The sequence below is a fragment of the Pseudomonas sp. LTJR-52 genome (assembly GCF_003691465.1).
Lineage (GTDB): Bacteria > Pseudomonadota > Gammaproteobacteria > Pseudomonadales > Pseudomonadaceae > Chryseomonas > Chryseomonas luteola.
Map to the genome: position 1 here is coordinate 4,298,593 of NZ_CP033105.1, position 18,659 is coordinate 4,317,251.

Genomic DNA, 18,659 nt, shown 5'->3' on the forward strand with positions numbered 1-18,659 from the left:
GTAACTGCAGATACTCCCCCGCCCCCCCTTTCGCCCGATCAAACCCGTAGCCTCCACGTAAGTGATGCCTGCTTGGTATGGCGGCTCGGCAGCAAGACGCAAAACGGTACGTCGCGCTACACATTAGTAGATGAGCCCACTGCACAACATCAGGCCGTTGCGGACGATTTGGACGCTGCTAATGTGGGTCGGCAGCGAGGATCAAGTCCCATGGCAGCCAGGAACAATTCTTGCCGCCCGAACGCTGCATTAATAGAGGCATGAGCCTGCTAGCGTGGCTCAACCGGTCACTTTTATCTTCGATCGTCCAGGCAGTCCCATGATTACAATAGAAACGCCTACCTATTACACCGCTACCAAGAAATACAACCTGAGCTTCCCAACGCTCGATGCGGACATCGAAGCCGATGTCGTTGTGATCGGAGGCGGCTTTTCAGGAATCAATACCGCTCTTGAGCTAGCCGAGAAAGGCATCACCAATATCGTGGTTCTCGAAGGTCGTTACCTGGGCTTTGGCGGCACGGGCCGTAATGGCGGACAGATCATGGCGGGTATTGGTCATGACCTGGACAAGATCAAGAACCAAGTAGGTGAAGACGGCCTCAAGACTATTTTCGAGATCAGTGACAAAGGCGCTGACATCATCAAGGACCGGATTCAGAAATACAATATCGATGCGGACTTCCATCATGGCTACGGCTATATGGGCTTTAACGCACGCCAGGAAAAGACACTACGCACCTGGGAGAAAGAGTTCAAATCACTGAACTCCGGCCACGAGATTGCCTTGCTGACAGGCTCGGAAGTCCGCCGCATCATTGGATCGGAAGCCTATACCAGCGCCCTGTTGCACATGGGCGGCGGTCATGTTCATTCACTTAACTTGCTATTGGGCGAGGCCAAGGCGCTAGCCAGCTATGGCGTCAAGATCTTCGAGCACAGCCCTGCCCTTGCCGTTGAGTATGGTGAGCGGATCACTGTGCGCACCGGGCAGGGCTCTGTTAGGGCAAGCAAGCTGCTTTGGGCATGCGACAGCTTTCTCAACAAGCTGGAGCCGGAACTCCATACCAAAACGATCAACACCTATGCGTTCCAGATCATGACCGAGCCGCTCTCGGATGAATTGATCGAACGCATCAGCCCGATCCGTGGGGCCTACAGCGATATCCGCCCGGTCATTGACTATTATCGCGTTACGGCCGAGAACCGGTTGCTATTTGGCGCTGCTACGCCTTATCTCGACTATATCCCCAAAGACCTGAAGGCCTGGAACCGCAACCTGATGCTCAAGATCTTCCCGTACCTCAAGGACGTGAAGATCGATCTGGCCTGGGGTGGCCCGATGGCATGCGGTGCCAATCTATTCCCCCAGATCGGCACCTTGTCCGGTCGGCCCAATGCGTTCTACGTACAGGGCTACTCAGGCTTCGGCGTAACGCCAAGCCATATTATCTGCAAGGTTCTGGCTGAGGGCATGAGCGAAGGCTCTGCCCGCTACGACCTGATCAGCTCAGTTCGCCATAGCAACATCATAGGCAAGGACCATTTCCGCCCGGTTATCTGCAGCCTGGGCAAGATCATGCATCAGAGCGCCGGCTACATGACAGGCCGCCGCTGATATTTTCCCTTAACGAAAAGGACCATTTCATGTCGTTATTCACTGTTAAACAAGGCACCGCACTGACCGATCTTGAAGCCTGGGGCACCGTGGCGGATCTGGGTTCGGAAATCCTGGAAGGCGACGGCAAGTGCTTTGGCAAGATGACCTTTGGTGCGCCGACCGATCCGGTAAGCTCTGCTTATTTTGGTACCACTAAAAGCAAGTTCCGAATGGTGTACCCGTTCAATGAGCAGGCAACGGTTGTTTATGGTGAGGTTATCCTGACTGACGAATCCACAGGCAAAAGTACCCATTACAAGACCGGAGATAGCTGGTCTGTCACCAAGGGCACACCTGTCCTGTGGGAAGTCGTCAGTGATGGGTTTGTCAAACACTACCTCGCGGCTGCATAAATCAGAGCCCAGGCAGACCTTCGTCATGATGCCAGCCACTGAAGGCAAACAGCGATGCCTACAGGCGGTAACGCGAATCGTACCGGCTTCCTCTGCCGTGCTCTATCAGGTAAATCAGCAGCTTGAGGCTCATCACTACGAGCTGCTGACTATGACGCCTCAGGTACATCAGTGCTACCTGGACGTCTACCGCGAATTTGATCCGCTGCGGCCCATCTGCTGTCACGAACTGGGATTGGCAGTCGTTCCCCTCAGCGTGGCAGCGACTCGGCAAGAAGCACATCGCTCGCGCCGATACGCCACCTTTCTCGATACCTACTCCATTTGCGATGTCATCGAAATCCTGACCTATCAGGCCGGACGGCCGGCATTTGGTATCTCGCTTCTGCGCACACGGGCACTAGGCGCATTTACAGCCGAAGAGATAGAGCGGCTGACAGGCCTGCAAAGTCTGCTGGAGCTTACGCTGCCGTTGGCCTTCATCCATGAACCTTGCGAGACAGCCCGCCTTACCGGCCTGACGCCTCGAGAGCAGGACATTGCGTTGGCACTCAAGGATGGCCTGAGCAACAAGGCGCTGGCGCGGCATCTGGATATAGGACTGCCGACCGTTAAAACGCACCTGAATAACCTGTATCGCAAGTTCAACGTCACGAACCGCACTGAATTGATCCGGCACCTGTTTCTGTGAGCTTTCTCCTGGCGATCTCAACCATCTGGTTGATACCGGGCGCCAGGCCGCTGGTGGATGATGACCTCACCTATCAAACGGAGTGTATGACATGACCCAACAACAGGACTGGATCACCGTAGGCGCACTGGCCGATGGCTTCAACCTCGACAACTACACGTTGCCTGTCTCGAACGACCTCAACGGCAGGACGCTAGTGCTCGACGGCCCGTCCGGCGAATCCATTACCTACCGCTTCAGCCAAAATGCGGTTGGCTGGTCCTCTGCAGACCACTCGACATCTCACGAGGCGGCCTCTCGTGTCACATCCATCCGGGAAGGGATCTACCTGATCGATTTCCTTCAGCAGACCGACACCTCCACTGCCTCGATCAGCCTCGTGCTGGACTTGAAGCAAGGCGTTTTCACGCGGGTCTACGGGCAGCTCCCAACGCAGGATGATCAGCGCAGCGATCTGTTCAGGTGTGCCTTGTCGGGCCAGGATCTGACGCCAGTCTCGGCGCAGTTCACTCATGGGACGATACAGGGCCTTTATTCAGGTACATCACCGTCGGAAGCGAATCACCCACATCAGCCGACCCACGAACTGGTCGGCATCCGCAACTGCTACGCCTACAGTCCTCATGAGGTTTATGAACACATCTATCTCAACGAAAATCTCTACAGCTGGCATTGCCTGAGTGGCGTTGAACGTGGGCTGGCCGATACGGATCGCTGCCATTATTTCAAGCTGGAGAACGAGCTCTATCTGTTCGTCTGGCGGGAAAAGATCATTCCTACGCTCGGGCTGGTGCTGATCGACCTGAAGCAGCACCGCAGCGACGGAAAGATCTGCGGCCATACCGGTGATGACCTGGGACAATGGTCGAACTTCCCGGTTGGCTCATTCAGCAGAATCCTCAACACAACCGAGTACCCAGGCCATGAATGAGGTGAAAACCTACGTAATCACCGGGGCAGGTAGCGGTATCGGTGAGGCGTGCGCCTATCGCCTTGCCGATGAAGGCGCCCAGCTTGTACTCATTGGTCGCCGTCGGGAACCGCTGGAGGAGGTAGCCGCTCGTACAGGTGGGCTGGTACTGACGGGTAATGCGGCCAGCAGTGCGGATTGGGAGATGTTCATCCCTCGTATCATCGAGCGCTTCGGCAGAATCGATGGCCTTGTCGCCTCTGCGGGCGGTCTGGGCCAGGGCACCGCACTTGAGACCAGCGATACCCGATGGCAGCAGGCGATGCAAAGCAATCTGGACACCGCTTTCTACAGCGTCAGGGCGTGCCTGCCCTCACTGATCGAGCGACGGGGCGCTGTCGTGCTGCTGGGCTCTATCGCCTCGCTGGCCGCAGGAGGGGGAGTTTGCAGCTATACCACCGCCAAACATGCCTTGATCGGCTTGACCCGCTCACTCGCCAAGGATTATGGCCCTGCCGGCGTCCGCGTCAATGCGGTCTGCCCAGGTTGGGTGAAAACGCCGATGGCCGACGAAGAGATGCAGCCGCTGATGCAGCATTACGACGAAAGTCTTGAGGCGGCGTATAGCCGGGTAACCCGCGATGTCCCTCTTCGCCGCCCCGCCACATCAGCGGAGATCGCTGAAGTCTGCCGGTTTCTGCTTTCTCCTGAAGCCTCGATCATCACAGGCGCTTCAATCGTGGCGGACGGTGGATCCAGCATCGTCGATGTGCCCACGCTTGCCTACGAGCACCTGTAAGGCCAGCCACGCCAGCGCAACAGCCAACGTAAACACAGGCCCAGTGGCGGACCTACTTTCATTCGACATAACCGCAGGAGCAGGATGATGCAGGATCAGACATCAGCAGGATCGATACACGACTTTACCGGCAAGGTCGTTCTCGTCACCGGGGGCGGCCAAGGCATCGGGCGAGGAATTGTCGAGCACTTTGCCGGAGCTGGTGCACAGGTCGTCATTGCCGACCTCAATGCGGAGAACGCAGCAGCGGTCGCGCAGGGATTGCAAAAGGAGGGAAGATACGTGACCGCCCATCCGGTAGACCTGGCCGAGCGCGATCAGATCAAGACACTCATGGAAACCGTCAAGCAAACCTGCGGCCGGCTGGATGTCCTGGTACACAACGCCGGCTACTTTCCACTAACTCCATTCGCCGATATTACACCTGAAGTGCTGGAACGTACCCTGGCCGTCAATCTGTCATCCCTGTTCTGGCTAACGCAGCAGGCATTGCCACTGTTCCGGCTACAGGGCAAGGGCTGCGTGCTGGTTACGTCCTCAGTGACAGGCCCTCGGGTGGCCTATCCCGGGCTCTGCCATTACGCGGCGGCCAAGGCCGGCGTGAACGGATTCGTTCGTAATGCCGCCCTGGAACTGGCACATCATAACGTTCGGGTGAATGGCGTCGAACCGGGCATGATCCAGACACCTGCCATGGGCAATCTGGGCGACAGCGACGTCACCCGACAGATCAGGGCCAGTATCCCGCTCGGGCGTCTTGGTCAGCCGTCCGACATTGCCAGTGCGATGCTATTTCTGGCCTCAGAGGCCGCCTCGTTCATTACAGGGCAGACCCTGGTCGTTGACGGTGGCATGACGCTGCCTGAATCCAAGATGGCACTGGTGTGAACGCACTACCAAATAGCCATTTTTGGCACATCTACGTCTGGATGGTACGTTGAGGAACAGAACTTGCCTCAGTTCGCAGGAAAGGCCTTTAACGAGCAGAAAGGTTTCCAAAATGCACCAAGACATCAAGGCTGCGTTACCGGTAAAGGCTCAAATGCATCACACCCATACTCAGGACGTATCGGAGCACTCCCACGCCATGACAGGCTGGGCATTGCATTATGACCAGGTCTCGTCTGGACGCTTCGAGGGCGAACTGATCGATATCCAGCTGGACTGGATGCATCTGACCCGCGATCGGTGCAATCAGGCATTGCGCAAGAACGGCTCGGCATGGCCAGGTGCGATTGCATTCAGCCTGCCCCTCAACGAAGCGTGCGAGCTTCATTGCGCCGGACACTCGTTGAGAGAAGCCAGCCTGTTGGTCGCCCGCGGCGCTCACCTGCCAGAGTTGCAGACGCCTGCCAATCTCGACCTGCTATGCATCAGCGTTGCAGAGGCCGAGCTGCTTCCCATCCTAGAGCAGCAACAGAGCCCGTTCACACTTGACGACTTGCCAAAGTGTTACCGTCTCCGCCCCCATCAGCGTTACAGCGAGTTCGTCAGGTTGCTTGACGACATCGCAAATACGCAAAGCCAGAGTCAAGGCCTCTTGAGGCACGAGGCTATCCGAAACGGTATCCGGGAAACCGTTATGTTGCACCTTCTGGATCTGCTCGATGCTGGCGAAGAGGTTCCGGCACTGACTCCCACAGCCCGCAAGCGGATGGTAGACCGAGCCCGCGAGTATGCGCTTTCGTGTCAGGAAACGCCGCCTTCGATTTTGGAACTCTGTAACCGCATCGGCGCCAGCCGACGCAAACTACAGTACTGTTTTCAGGAGGCGTTGGGCGTCAACCCGACCACTTATCTGCGTACGCTGCGCCTGAATGCGGCGCACCGTACGCTTTGTCACAGTGACGGCACGGTTTCGGTGCAGGACGTAGCAGCCCAATGGGGTTTTTGGCACTTGAGCCGCTTTGCCAACGACTACGCCAAATTGTTTGGCGAAAAACCATCCGCTACTTTACGCCGTGTTCGTGAAGACTATATGACCAGTTTTGCCAAATCCGGATAACAACCCTCGCTTGACCTCCCCCACCCTAAGAAAAAACAAAGGGAGAGGTCTCGATGTACGAAGCATACAAGATCACAACAATTAGCTCCGTATTGTTAGCCACTTTATTCCTGACTCATCCCGCCCAGGCGACTGAGGGCGGAGCCCCTACAACAGCCTTTGGTGTCTATGATTTCGGCGCCGGGTTCACACCGCCACCGTCGCCAACAGGCACCGTTGGCCTGCGTACCAACTACTACTGGGCCAATACTGTCAAAGACCGCCACGGCCGAGACAACGGGACTGATTTTTCCCTTGGCGTCCTCTCACTCGGCCTGGCTTATATCCGCATGACCGATACCGAACTGCTGGGTGCAAAATACGGGTTTGGTGTGATCGCGCCTTTTTTCGACATGGACGCTGATCTCAAGGTCAAGGTGGGCGGCACCACCGTCTTTTCGGACAGCACTCACGTATTCCGGCAGGCGGACCTGCAGGTGTTGCCACTGATTCTACAATGGACGCCCTCACGTAACCTTGGTATCAACGCGCAGTTCCAGATTCAGGCACCCACCGGCGATTACGACAAGAACCGTCTGGTCAGCCCCGGCCTCAACCACTGGACGTTTTCACCTATCTTCAACGCCACCTATATCAGTGATTCAGGAGTCGAGGTGTCATCCAGCTTCGAGCTGGACGTGAACACCCGTAACCATTCTACGGATTACAAGAGCGGAACTGAGTACCGCCACGAGTTCGCAGTGGGCCAGCATTTCGGGCCTTGGACAGCCGGTATTGGCGGTTACTACTACCGCCAGCTCAGCGACGATGACGCACCCAACCTTACCTACGGCAACCGCGCCCGGGTACTGGCCATCGGACCTGCAGTGAGCTTTTTCCAGCCAGGGCTGCCACCTGTCTGGGTGCATGCCTACAAGGAATTCGACGCCCGTAACCGTACCGAGGGTTATGCCGTCGCCGTGCGTTTTTCCCACAGTTTCTGAGGAATTACCATGTCCCAGTCCTATCTAGAAGGCCGGCATACCGCTGGTCGCGCGCAGGGCGCTGTCCTCATGCTTGGTAGCAGCCTGACAATCATGGGCTCCGTGATGGTCGCACCGGTTCTACCCAAGATTGCCGCAGAATTCGGGCCGGTAGAGCCCCAGACGGGCGTTCTCATACCACTGGCCATTACGGGGCCGGCACTGGCCATTGCGCTTTGCGCACCGCTGGCCGGTTGGCTGGCCGACCGGCTCGGACGCAAACGTCTGCTGATTCTGGCGACACTGGTCTATGCACTTTGCGGCGCCACACCTGCATTTTTGGACAGCCTGAAAGGAATTGTTGGTCTGCGACTGCTCTTTGGCTGTGCCGAGGCGGCAGTCATGACTTGCTGCGTCACGCTCATCGCCGATTACTGGCATGGCGAACAACGCATGCGCTACGTAAACGGGCAAGTCATCACGATTGGTCTGGTAGGCTCGATCTTCTTTGCCATCGGTGGCGCACTGGGGGAACACTCCTGGCGAACACCGTTTCTGCTGTACCTGCTTCCCCTCCTGCTTGTCCCGGCCATGCTCAAGCTGCTCTGGGAGCCCGAGGTTCATCATGCCCGGGCAATGCATTCAACCGAGCCTGGGCAGTCCTCCCTTCCGCCGTTAATCATCAACTATCTATTGGTGTTCTTTGGCATGGTGCTGAGTTTCATCGTCCCAGTCCAAAGCCCCACCCTGCTGGTCGGGCTAGGGGTTACGTCCAGTACGCTGATCGGGCTGTGCGCAGGGCTGGGGCTTCTCACTTCACTGGGAGGCTCGCTGCTCTGGCCCTTCGTTCGTCGAAGTGTAGGGCTCGCGGGGTGCAATGTGCTGCTGCTACTGCTCATGGCCAGCGGACTGGGGCTACTCATTACCGCCCACACCTATTACCAGGTTCTGCTCGCCGTGACGATTCACGGTCTGGGCGCCGGCATGCTGGTTCCCAATTCCATGGCACCGGTGATGAATGCCTTGAGCGCGACCGCCCGTGGCCGGGGACTCGGTATCTTCACCGCCTGCCTGTACCTGGGCCAGTTCTCAAGCCCACTGATCGTCATTGCTCTGCTTGGCCAAACCGGTAATCTGCACCATGCCATTGGCCTGCTTGCCGTCGCCAGCGCCATCACCGCCCTTGTGTGGGCGCTGCTCAGCTTCCTGCGCCGTGGAATCACCAGCCCGGCCCGCTCCACCCATCCCTGAATTCAGCTACAAGGAGCTCCGTTTATGAATGACATCGACCACCTGCTGGACACCCTGGATGCCACAGCCCTGAGCCTGCTCGTACGGCAAGGTGAAGTGACGCCAATCGAATTGCTCGACGCGGCGATCCAGCGGCTCGACCGGGTGAACCCGCAACTCAACGCTATCAGCGAGCGGTGCTATGACGTGGCCCGGCAGATGGCACAACGACCGGAAGCCCGACAAGGCGTACTGGCCGGTGTTCCGACCCTCATCAAGGACCTCTTCTCCCCTGTTCAGGGCGCCCGCATGACACAGGGCTCACGCGTCATGGGTGAGGCACGCGCTGATCTTGATTGTGAAGTGGTTGCCCGTCTGCGTCGCGCGGGCTGTGTGTTTGCAGGCACGACCACGTCACCGGAATTCGGAACCTCCTACACCACCGAGTCGACCCGTTTCGGCGCCACCCGAAATCCCTGGAATACGGAACGCAGTGCCGGCGGGTCCAGCGGTGGTGCTGCCGCCCTGGTCGCTGCCCGTGCCATCCCGTTTGCTCATGGTAACGATGGGGGCGGCTCACTGCGTGTCCCGGCATCCTGTTGCGGGGTCTTCGGTCTGAAACCCACCCGAGGCCGACTGCCTTCCGGTCCGCTGGTAGGCGAAGGGTGGGCCGGAATGGGGACGCCCCATGCCATTACGTTATCCGTACGCGACAGTGCCCTTCTGCTGGACGCCACCGCTGGGGCGGACCTGGGTGCGCCCTACGCAGCGCCGGCTCAAGCGATGCCGTTCGCCCAGGCCGTCTCGGCTGATCCCGCACCGCTTCGTATCGCGGTGATCGAGCAACTGGGGCCGTGGCCAACAAGTCTGGAGGCGTTGAAGGCGGTACGTCATACTGCACGGCTGTGCGAGCAGCTCGGCCATCACGTGGAGCTTGCCACGCTACCCGTCAATCTGCCGGGACTTCTGGACCACCTCTTCAATATCATTGGCCCAAGCACTCGAAACTTTCTGGATATGGTCGGCCAGCTGAGAGGGCAACCTGTTGCAGACGAAGAGTTGGACCCCCGTACGCGCATCATTCTACGCGAGCGGGGTGATATTCCGGCCGCACGTTATGCCGCCGCGGTAGAAAGCATCCATGCGCTGGGCAGGCAGCTGGCTTACTTCCTGATTGACCATGATCTGATCCTGACGCCAACCCTGACTCGGGAGCCACCCCTGATCGGTGACCTGGACGCCTTTGACCCCAGCCTCAGCCTGGCCGAAGTAATCGAAGCCTTCCATAGCTATTCACCCTTCACGGCGCTGTTTAATGCGTCCGGCCAACCGGCCATGTCCGTTCCGCTCTACTGGACAGAGAATGGGTTGCCACTCGGCTCGCATTTTGCGGCACGCTTTGGTGAGGAGCACACCCTGCTTGCGCTGGCGGCACAACTCGAACGCGCCCAACCCTGGGCGAACCGCAAGCCACCGGTCTGTGCATAAAGGTACGAGGCACAGGACGGAGCAGACTATGTGCCTTATTTCCATACTAACGTGCCTCAACCTACCAGGGCAGCGACTCGCCCTGGTAGCTGACAAAGTCACACTGGCAGCGACCCGCCTGCTGCTCGATGACGGCAATCAGACCCTTAGCGCTTTCGGTTGTGGTCAGTGGTGCCGAGTGGCCGCCCATGTCGGTCTGAACCCACCCCGGGTGTAACGCCAGCACACTGAACGACAACGGGATATGCGAGGATGCCCAGCTCCTGAGCAGGCTGTTCAGGGCCGCCTTGCTGGCTCCATACAACGGCATATCTGCGGCACGATCAAGCGTGACACTTCCCATTTGAGAACTCATACACGCCACTACACCTCCGTCTGCGATGCAATGGCTTAACCCTTCGACAACACGCAGCGGCGCAACCGTATTTGTCGAGAACAACTCTGCAATCTCTTCGGTATTGATTGCCATGACATCCTGGTGATCAGGTCCATAAATCCCTGCGTTGACGATCAGACGATCCAGCGTTGTGTTCTGCAATTGCTTATTGAGAGAAGGAATCAGTGCCGGGTCCGTCATATCGCCGGACAGCAGCACCAGCCGATCGCCGTAAGTCGCGCTCAATTGTTGCAAGGCTTCGTTATCAGGCCGGCGAACCAGCGCAAAGACTTGCGCACCGCGTTCCAGGTACTGCGTAACCAGCGCCAATCCGATACCCCGTGACGCACCCACGATCAATACATTCATTTCGTTCAGCTCCCCTGGCGAGATTCATCAGCCCGAAATGGCAGATGAAATCGCTCCATGAAAAGTACAAGCGGTTGTCTGGAAAAGCCATTCTTCCGCCGCGGCGGCAGGCTCATGATCTCTTCCAAGCGTTACGCATTACCTGCATAAGAACAATGATACGGAGACATGCCCTCATGATGCCCGAAGATTATCGTGCCGAGAAAAACCGTCCACTGACGGGCGAAGAATACTTGGCCAGCCTGCGTGATGATCGTGAAATCTACATTTATGGCGATCGCGTCAAGGATGTCACTACCCATCCGGCCTTCCGTAACGCCGCGGCCTCCATGGCCAAGCTGTACGACGCCCTCCATGATCCCGAAACCAGAGAAACGCTCTGCTGGGAAACCGACACGGGTAACGGCGGCTATACACACAAGTTCTTTCGCTTCGCCCGTAACGCTGATGAACTGCGCGAACAGCGTGATGCCATCGCCGAGTGGTCGCGTCTGACCTATGGCTGGATGGGCCGCACACCTGATTATAAGGCCGCCTTTGGCAGCGCACTGGGCGCCAACGCCGAGTTCTATGGCAAATTCGAGCAGAATGCCCGCACCTGGTACAAGCGTATCCAGGAAGCGTGCCTCTACCTCAACCATGCTATCGTCAACCCGCCCATCGATCGCGACAAGCCGGTCGATCAGGTAAAGGACGTATTCATCTCTGTGGATGAAGAAGTTGACGGTGGCATCATCGTCAGCGGCGCGAAAGTCGTGGCGACCAACTCGGCCCTGACACACTATAACTTCGTGGGGCAAGGCTCTGCGCAGCTGCTCGGAGACAACACAGATTTCGCCTTGATGTTTATCGCCCCGATGAATACCAAGGGCATGAAGCTGATCTGCCGTCCCTCCTATGAGCTGGTGGCCGGGATGACGGGTTCTCCATTTGACTATCCGTTGTCGAGCCGCTTCGACGAGAACGACGCCATCCTCATCATGGACCGGGTGTTCATCCCATGGGAAAACATTCTGATCTATCGAGATTTCGATCGCTGCAAGCAATGGTTTCCACAAGGCGGCTTTGGTCGACTGTTCCCCATGCAAGGCTGTACCCGTCTGGCCGTCAAACTGGACTTCATCACCGGTGCACTGTTCAAGGCATTGCAATGCACCGGCTCGCTGGAGTTCCGTGGCGTGCAGGCACAAATGGGCGAAGTTGTTGCATGGCGTAACCTTTTCTGGTCACTTACTGACGCCATGTACGGTAATGCTTCCGAGTGGAAAAACGGCGCCTGGCTACCCAGCGCTCAAGCCTTGCAAGCCTACCGTGTGCTGGCGCCACAAGCCTATCCGGAGATCAAGAAGATCATTGAGCAGGTCGTGGCCAGCGGCTTGATCTACCTGCCCACCGGATCGCGCGATCTCAAGGATCCGACGCTGAACAAATACCTGAGTACCTATTGTCGCGGGTCCGGCGGTATGGGCCATGAGGAACGTATCAAGATCCTGAAGCTACTTTGGGATGCCATCGGCACGGAATTTGGCGGACGCCATGAGCTGTACGAAATCAACTATGCCGGGAGCCAGGACGAGATCCGCATGCAGGCGCTGCGCCATGCACAAGGGACCGGTGCGATGAAGAGCATGACTGATATGGTAGAGAAGTGCCTGTCGGACTACGACCTAAACGGTTGGACCGTTCCGCACCTGACCAACCCGGACGATATCAACATGCTGGACCGTATTCGCCAGTAATCCTGCAATGCTGTCGCCGGATCGCTGATCCGGCGCCCCGTGGAGGTAAAGGTCATGATCCAACTCAGCCCAACCCAACAAGCCTTTCGCAATGCTATGGCGTCGCTGTCCGCCGCCGTGAATGTCCTGACCACCAATGGTCCTGGTGGACGCTGTGGCATTACGGCCACTGCCGTCTGCTCGGTCACGGACACGCCGCCCACCGTTATGGTGTGCATCAACCGCAACAGTGCCATGAATGGTGTCTTCAAGCAGAACGGGCGGCTGTGCGTGAATGTCCTGGCGGGCGAACATGAAGAAGTGGCCCGTCATTTTGCCGGGATGACCGGTATCGACATGGATGAGCGCTTCAAGCGTCACGCCTGGAAGGAGGGCCGCGAGGGCGTTCCGATTCTTGACGATGCCCTGGCCAGCCTGCAGGGAAGGATTACCGATACCCAGGAAGTCGGCACCCACTCGGTGCTTCTCGTAGAGCTCGATGAAATCTGTACCCGCGAGCGATGCGACAGCCTGGTGTATTTCAGCCGTAATTTTCATCGACTGCAACGCGAGCACAGCGCTGCCTGACCGGTCGCCCCTTTGTCGCGTCATACGTGGCGCGGCTTTTTTAGGGGTTACGACTCGGTTGCCAAAGTGCTGGCGCGACGGCTGAGCCGATAGTCGCTGGGCGTAATACCTGCCTGGCGCGTAAAGAAGCGACTGAAGTAGGCAGGATCCTTGAAGCCCAGGCGAAAGCATATTTCGTTGGCGGAACTACCCGTGAACACCAACAGCCGCTTGGCCTCTTGCATAAGGCGGTCATGGACGAGCCGTTTCGAGGGAATGTCTGCGGTACGTCGGCAGATGTCGTTCAGCCGCGATTCCGTCAGGCCCAACTGATCAGCGTATCGGGACAATGGCCAATGCTCGGTGTAGTGCGCTTCGATGAGTTCATTGAAGCGCCGAAACAACTGCAGGTCATCCTGCCGCGCAGGCTGTGCCGCGATTGATTTTGGAGAGAGACGAAGCATGCTGATAAAGATCAGGCGAGTCAGGGCTATCAAGCCACAGGCCTGGCCAGGACGAGGTGTACCCGCCTCCAGCCTTAGCAATTCAAACAACGAGGCCAGCCGCTCGGCCTCCTCGCGAAACTCAGCCTCCAGGCTGGCCAGGCCTACACAGATCGGCAGGAACCCCGATGCGGTCCAGAGATCAGGCACCTCCTGCAATAGCGACCATACCAGCTGTTGGCGAACCGTCAGGACATGTCCGTCGCTGCCCTCCTCCGTCACAAAGGCATGGGGGACCGGAGGCGGTGTGATGAAGAACATAGGGCCCTGCTCTTGGTACTGCCGGTCATCCAGATACACCCGAACCTTGCCGGTCTTCACGTAATGCACCTGAAAGAACCGGTCATGCCGGTGGGCACGCATGTTGCGCCCGAAGAACTCCGCCAGTCTGCCTAGTGCATCGTAATGCACCTCGGCATCGGCATAACGCTGGTCGTAGACCTGCCCGATGTTGATGTTGGGGATCGGCTGGATGGACACGGACGCAGGACTTTTCATGAACATCATTCTTTTGTTGTTGAACCAAGCATACGCGAACTCAGGTAACACTTGACCTTAGTTAACATATTAAATATAACGTTAACACATTAACTATTTACTCCCAAACAGGCATGCCCTGTTTCCACACCAATAACAAGGGAGAGCGCCATGTCGCGATCACTTAGCGAATCTGCCAATGGAACACTGTTCGGCGTCGCCCTGAATTTCCAAGGCCTTTTGCGCAGCCGACTTGAAGAGTTTCACGAACCGCCTTACCAACAGCCCCCACTGAAACCGGTCCTGTTCATCAAGACGCCCAACACCCGTAACGGGCACCAGCAGCCCGTCATCATGCCCCAGGGTGAGCGTCTGCAGGCAGGCCCAGCCCTGGGAGTAGTGATTGGCAAACGGGCCAGCCGGGTAACTGAAGACCAGGCCATGAGCTACGTGGCGGGATATACCGTCGTCAACGAATTCAGCCTGCCGGAAGAGAGCTACTACCGGCCTGCCGTGAAGGCCAAATGCCGGGACGGATTCTGTTCCATAGGTCCTGAACTGGTGCCGGCAGAGGCCGTGAGCGACCCGAATCTGCTCACCCTCAAGCTCTATGTAAACGGCACGCTGCGCCAGGAAAACACGACGGCTAACTGGGTACGCACCCTCCCTCAGCTAATCGCCGAGCTGAGCGAGTTCATGACGTTGAACGAAGGCGACGTGCTGATCACCGGTACGCCTGAGGGCCGCGTCGATGTCACGCCGGGTGATCGCGTAGAGGTCGAAATCGACCGCATTGGCCGCCTCATCAATACCGTAGTTGCGGAATAAGGAGCACCCCATGAAACATGCACGTATTCGCTATCAGGGTGAGATCCATACCGTTACCGTCGACGATGACCATGCAGTACGTCTGCCCAGTGGCGAACGGCTATTGGAAGACCAGGTGGAATGGCTGCCGCCCGCCACAGGCAGCATGTTTGCCCTGGGCCTCAATTATGCGGACCACGCGGCAGAACTGGCTTTCAAAGCACCCACCGAGCCACTGGCCTTTATCAAATCGCCCAACACCTATACCGGACACAGGCAGATCACCTGGCGGCCTGACAACGTCAAGTATATGCACTACGAGTGTGAGCTGGTGGCTGTCATTGGCAAACCGGCACGTTATGTAAAGCGCGCGGACGCGTTGGACTATCTGGCTGGCTATACCGTATGCAATGACTACGCGATCCGCGACTACCTCGAGAATTACTACCGCCCCAACCTGCGGGTGAAAAACCGCGACTGCACCACACCGATCGGTCCCTGGATCGTCGACACCGCCGATGTGCCAGACCCATCCAACCTGCGCCTGCGCACCTGGATCAATGGTGAGCTGAAGCAGGAAGGCACCACGGCGGACATGATCTTCGATATCCCCTACCTGATCGAATACTTTTCCAGTTTCATGACCCTGCAGCCCGGCGACATGATCGCCACCGGCACGCCGGAAGGCCTTGCCGATGTGGTGCCTGGAGATGAAGTCGTCGTGGAAGTGGAAGGCGTCGGTCGCCTCGTCAATACCATCGTCAGCGAAGAAGCTTTCTTCGCCGCAGCTGCCAAAGAGGTCTGAAATGATCAAGCACTGGATCAACGGCCGTGAGGTCGAGAGCAAGGAAACGTTCACCAATTACAACCCGGCGACCGGCGAGGCACTGGGCGAAGTGGCCAGCGGCGGCGCCGAGGAAGTCGCCCAAGCCGTGGCGGCTGCCAAGGAAGCTTTCCCCAAGTGGGCCAACACTCCAGCCAAGGAACGGGCCAAGCTGATGCGCAAGCTGGGCGAGCTGATCGACAAGAACGTGCCAAATCTGGCCGAGCTGGAAACCCTGGATACGGGGCTTCCAATTCATCAGACCAAGAACGTACTCATACCCCGAGCCTCCCATAACTTCGACTTCTTTGCAGAAGTCTGCACACGGATGGATGGGCATACCTATCCGGTCGATGACCAGATGCTGAACTATACCCTGCACCAGCCGGTAGGGGTCTGCGGCCTGGTTTCACCCTGGAACGTACCGTTCATGACAGCGACATGGAAAACGGCGCCGTGTCTGGCACTGGGCAATACCGCCGTGCTGAAAATGTCCGAGCTGTCGCCCCTTACGGCCAACGAACTAGGCCGTCTGGCCTTGGAAGCAGGCATTCCGCCAGGCGTATTGAACGTCGTGCAGGGCTATGGCGCCACAGCTGGAGACGCCCTGGTTCGTCACCCGGACGTGCGGGCCATCTCATTCACTGGCGGCACCGCTACCGGCCGAAAAATCATGGAAACGGCAGGACTCAAGAAGTATTCCATGGAGTTAGGCGGCAAATCGCCTGTGCTCATCTTTGATGACGCCGATTTAGGCCGTGCGCTGGACGCCGCTCTCTTCACCATCTTCTCGCTCAACGGTGAGCGTTGCACGGCGGGCAGCCGTATCTTCATCCAGGAAACGGTTTACGACCAGTTCGTCGAGGAATTCGCTGCACGCGCCAAGCGCCTGATCGTGGGTGATCCGCAAGATCCAAAGACCCAGGTCGGCTCGATGATTACCCAGGCTCATTACAACAAGGTCACAGGCTACATCAAGATCGGTCTGGAAGAAGGCGCCACGCTCATGGCAGGTGGTCTGGAGCGTCCAGCGAACCTGCCCGCCCATCTGACAAAGGGGCAGTTCATCCAGCCCACCGTATTTGCCAACGTCGACAACAGGATGCGTATCGCTCAGGAAGAGATTTTCGGTCCTGTCGTCTGCCTCATCAAGTTCAAGGATGAGGCCGAAGCCCTGCGCCTGGCCAATGATACCGAATACGGCCTTGCGTCCTATATCTGGACCCAGGACATCGGCAAGGCGCACCGTCTGGCCCGTGGCATCGAGGCCGGCATGGTGTTCATTAACAGCCAGAACGTACGGGACCTGCGCCAGCCATTCGGTGGTGTGAAAGGCTCTGGTACCGGGCGTGAAGGAGGCGAGTACAGCTTCGAGGTGTTCACAGAGGTGAAGAACGTGTGCATCTCCATGGGCAGTCACCACATCCCGCGCTGGGGTGTGTAACCACTCCCGTCCCCAGGGCCAGCGCCTGCTAGCGGTATCGGCAGGCAAGCACCCGGGTTTTTGGGCTTATCACGGCCAAGCAGTTACAACACAGCGCCCTGATCTTCTGTTCGGGGCTAACAAGGAGAACTGTCATGGGCGAAGTCGTCCTTGCAGCCAAGATTACACATGTTCCATCCATGTATCTGTCTGAACTGCCCGGAAAGCACCAGGGTTGCCGCGAGGCAGCCATCGCCGGTCACAAGCTCATCGGTCAGCGCGCCCGCGACCTGGGCGCCGACACGGCCGTCGTGTTCGATGTTCACTGGATGGTCAACAGTGGTTACCACATCAATTGCGGGCAGCAGTTCGAAGGGATCTACACCAGTAACGAGCTGCCGCACTTCATCAAGGACATGGCGTATCAATATCCGGGCGATCCCGAGCTGGGAGCCCTGATCGGTGAGGAAGCCAATGCCGCAGGGATCCGCACCATGGCCCATAACATCCCCAGCCTGGAGCTTGAATACGGAACACTCGTTCCCATGCGCTACATGCACATGGGCGTACCGGACAGCCAAAAGCTCAAGGTCATTTCCATTGCCGCCTGGTGCGCCTGGCATCGGCTGGAAGACAGCTTTGCTTTTGGTGCTGCGGTTCGTCGCGCCATTGAAAAAAGCGACCGCAAGGTACTGGTACTGGCATCCGGATCACTCTCCCACCGGTTCTCGGACGATCGGGTCGCCGAGGCGAATATCCACAAGTGGACCCGCGAATTCGACAAGCAGGTCGACCTGCATGTGGTGGAGTTGTGGCGGCAAGGTCGCTTCAAAGAGTTCTGCGCCATGCTTCCAGATTACGCCGAGCACTGTTATGGCGAAGGCAAGATGCACGATACCGCCATGTTGCTGGGCTTGCTGGGTGGCGCTGAGTACGACAAACCCGTCGAGATCGTGACCGAGCCGTTCGGAAGCTCGGGCACCGGCCAGATCAACGCCATCTTTCCTGTTTGACTGGTGTTAGCAGCCTCCAGGGTCCGCACAGGTTCCTGGAGGAGGCACGTCCGCTGGAGTAAAAACCATGCCCCACTTTATTGCCGAATATTCAGCCAATCTTGAACATGACGCAGACCTGCCGGGTTTGTTTGAAAAAGTCCACGCCTGTCTCGGCAACAGTGGTGTTTTCCCCCTAGGCGGTATTCGTAGCCGCGCGATCCGCATGGATACGTTCCGCATGGCTGATGAAAAACATGACTATGCGTTCGTTCATATGACGCTGAAGGTAGGTGCTGGCCGCGACCTGGAGACAAGGCGTCAAGTAGCTGATGCATTGTTCGAGGTGATCAAGCATCACTTCGCCGAGCTTCAGAGCAGACGCCTGCTGGCACTGTCGCTCGAGATGACCGAACTCTCGGCCGAACTCAATTACAAGCACAACAATATCCATGCCTTTCTGAGCGAGCAGGCCGGTTAGGCAGCGTTCCGTTTGCGTCCTGACA

Annotated in this window: 19 protein-coding genes; 17 read left to right on the top strand and 2 right to left on the bottom strand. The window is 57.8% G+C overall.

Features of this window, described 5'->3' with window-relative positions:
• Positions 1–319 precede the first annotated feature (319 nt).
• The 10 genes from EAW52_RS20055 (at position 320) to EAW52_RS20100 (ending at position 10,098) form a co-directional block, all read left to right on the top strand.
• Positions 320–1,618 carry an FAD-binding oxidoreductase gene (locus EAW52_RS20055; protein WP_122043753.1) on the top strand — a complete coding sequence of 433 codons (1,299 nt, stop codon included), beginning with the start codon at positions 320–322 and terminating at the stop codon, positions 1,616–1,618.
• Positions 1,619–1,647: 29 nt separating this feature from the next.
• Positions 1,648–2,013, top strand: coding sequence for a cupin domain-containing protein (locus EAW52_RS20060; protein WP_074826021.1), 366 nt, complete (start codon positions 1,648–1,650; stop codon positions 2,011–2,013).
• 25 nt (positions 2,014–2,038) lie between these two features.
• Positions 2,039–2,704, top strand: coding sequence for a helix-turn-helix transcriptional regulator (locus EAW52_RS20065; RefSeq protein ID WP_122043754.1), 666 nt, complete (start codon positions 2,039–2,041; stop codon positions 2,702–2,704).
• 91 nt (positions 2,705–2,795) lie between these two features.
• On the top strand, positions 2,796–3,635 hold the full coding sequence (locus tag EAW52_RS20070; protein WP_122043756.1) for a MoaF C-terminal domain-containing protein: 840 nt from the start codon (positions 2,796–2,798) through the stop codon (positions 3,633–3,635).
• On the top strand, positions 3,628–4,413 hold the full coding sequence (locus tag EAW52_RS20075) for an SDR family NAD(P)-dependent oxidoreductase (RefSeq protein ID WP_122043757.1): 786 nt from the start codon (positions 3,628–3,630) through the stop codon (positions 4,411–4,413). Before EAW52_RS20070 ends, EAW52_RS20075 begins: the two co-directional genes overlap by 8 nt.
• Before the next feature lie 87 nt (positions 4,414–4,500).
• On the top strand, positions 4,501–5,301 hold the full coding sequence (locus EAW52_RS20080; protein ID WP_122043759.1) for an SDR family oxidoreductase: 801 nt from the start codon (positions 4,501–4,503) through the stop codon (positions 5,299–5,301).
• Between the two features lie 112 nt (positions 5,302–5,413).
• Positions 5,414–6,418: a helix-turn-helix domain-containing protein gene (locus EAW52_RS20085; RefSeq protein WP_122043760.1), complete on the top strand. Its 1,005-nt coding sequence runs from the start codon at positions 5,414–5,416 to the stop codon at positions 6,416–6,418.
• A 53-nt stretch (positions 6,419–6,471) separates the two neighbouring features.
• Entirely contained in the window at positions 6,472–7,401 is a 930-nt protein-coding gene (locus EAW52_RS20090; protein WP_122043762.1) for a transporter, read from the top strand.
• 9 nt (positions 7,402–7,410) lie between these two features.
• On the top strand, positions 7,411–8,631 hold the full coding sequence (locus tag EAW52_RS20095; RefSeq protein ID WP_177411917.1) for an MFS transporter: 1,221 nt from the start codon (positions 7,411–7,413) through the stop codon (positions 8,629–8,631).
• Between the two features lie 24 nt (positions 8,632–8,655).
• Positions 8,656–10,098, top strand: a complete 1,443-nt coding sequence (locus EAW52_RS20100) for an amidase (protein WP_122043765.1) — start codon at positions 8,656–8,658, stop codon at positions 10,096–10,098.
• 61 nt (positions 10,099–10,159) lie between these two features.
• Here the strand turns inward: EAW52_RS20100 and EAW52_RS20105 are convergent, their stop codons facing one another.
• Positions 10,160–10,843, bottom strand: coding sequence for an SDR family oxidoreductase (locus EAW52_RS20105; RefSeq protein ID WP_122043766.1), 684 nt, complete (start codon positions 10,841–10,843; stop codon positions 10,160–10,162).
• A 176-nt stretch (positions 10,844–11,019) separates the two neighbouring features.
• On the opposite strand from EAW52_RS20105, the gene hpaB reads away from it, so the two are divergent.
• Positions 11,020–12,582: a 4-hydroxyphenylacetate 3-monooxygenase, oxygenase component gene (gene hpaB / locus EAW52_RS20110; RefSeq protein ID WP_010799032.1), complete on the top strand. Its 1,563-nt coding sequence runs from the start codon at positions 11,020–11,022 to the stop codon at positions 12,580–12,582.
• 54 nt (positions 12,583–12,636) lie between these two features.
• Positions 12,637–13,149 carry a 4-hydroxyphenylacetate 3-monooxygenase, reductase component gene (gene hpaC, locus EAW52_RS20115; RefSeq protein WP_122043768.1) on the top strand — a complete coding sequence of 171 codons (513 nt, stop codon included), beginning with the start codon at positions 12,637–12,639 and terminating at the stop codon, positions 13,147–13,149.
• A gap of 47 nt (positions 13,150–13,196) precedes the next feature.
• On the opposite strand, the gene hpaA is transcribed toward hpaC, so the two are convergent.
• Positions 13,197–14,129: a 4-hydroxyphenylacetate catabolism regulatory protein HpaA gene (hpaA, locus tag EAW52_RS20120; protein WP_122043769.1), complete on the bottom strand. Its 933-nt coding sequence runs from the start codon at positions 14,127–14,129 to the stop codon at positions 13,197–13,199.
• 150 nt (positions 14,130–14,279) lie between these two features.
• Here hpaA and EAW52_RS20125 point away from each other — a divergent pair, with 150 nt between their 5' ends.
• From EAW52_RS20125 to EAW52_RS20145, 5 genes are all read left to right on the top strand, one after another.
• Positions 14,280–14,936 carry a fumarylacetoacetate hydrolase family protein gene (locus tag EAW52_RS20125; protein WP_122043771.1) on the top strand — a complete coding sequence of 219 codons (657 nt, stop codon included), beginning with the start codon at positions 14,280–14,282 and terminating at the stop codon, positions 14,934–14,936.
• Between the two features lie 10 nt (positions 14,937–14,946).
• Positions 14,947–15,720, top strand: a complete 774-nt coding sequence (locus EAW52_RS20130; RefSeq protein WP_122043772.1) for a fumarylacetoacetate hydrolase family protein — start codon at positions 14,947–14,949, stop codon at positions 15,718–15,720.
• 1 nt (position 15,721) lies between these two features.
• Positions 15,722–17,182 carry a 5-carboxymethyl-2-hydroxymuconate semialdehyde dehydrogenase gene (gene hpaE, locus EAW52_RS20135; protein WP_019366241.1) on the top strand — a complete coding sequence of 487 codons (1,461 nt, stop codon included), beginning with the start codon at positions 15,722–15,724 and terminating at the stop codon, positions 17,180–17,182.
• Positions 17,183–17,316: 134 nt separating this feature from the next.
• A complete protein-coding gene (hpaD, locus tag EAW52_RS20140) occupies positions 17,317–18,174 on the top strand; it encodes a 3,4-dihydroxyphenylacetate 2,3-dioxygenase (RefSeq protein ID WP_122043774.1) in 858 nt (285 codons plus the stop codon).
• A 67-nt stretch (positions 18,175–18,241) separates the two neighbouring features.
• Positions 18,242–18,634, top strand: a complete 393-nt coding sequence (locus tag EAW52_RS20145; protein WP_122043775.1) for a 5-carboxymethyl-2-hydroxymuconate Delta-isomerase — start codon at positions 18,242–18,244, stop codon at positions 18,632–18,634.
• The last annotated feature ends 25 nt before the right edge of the window (positions 18,635–18,659 follow it).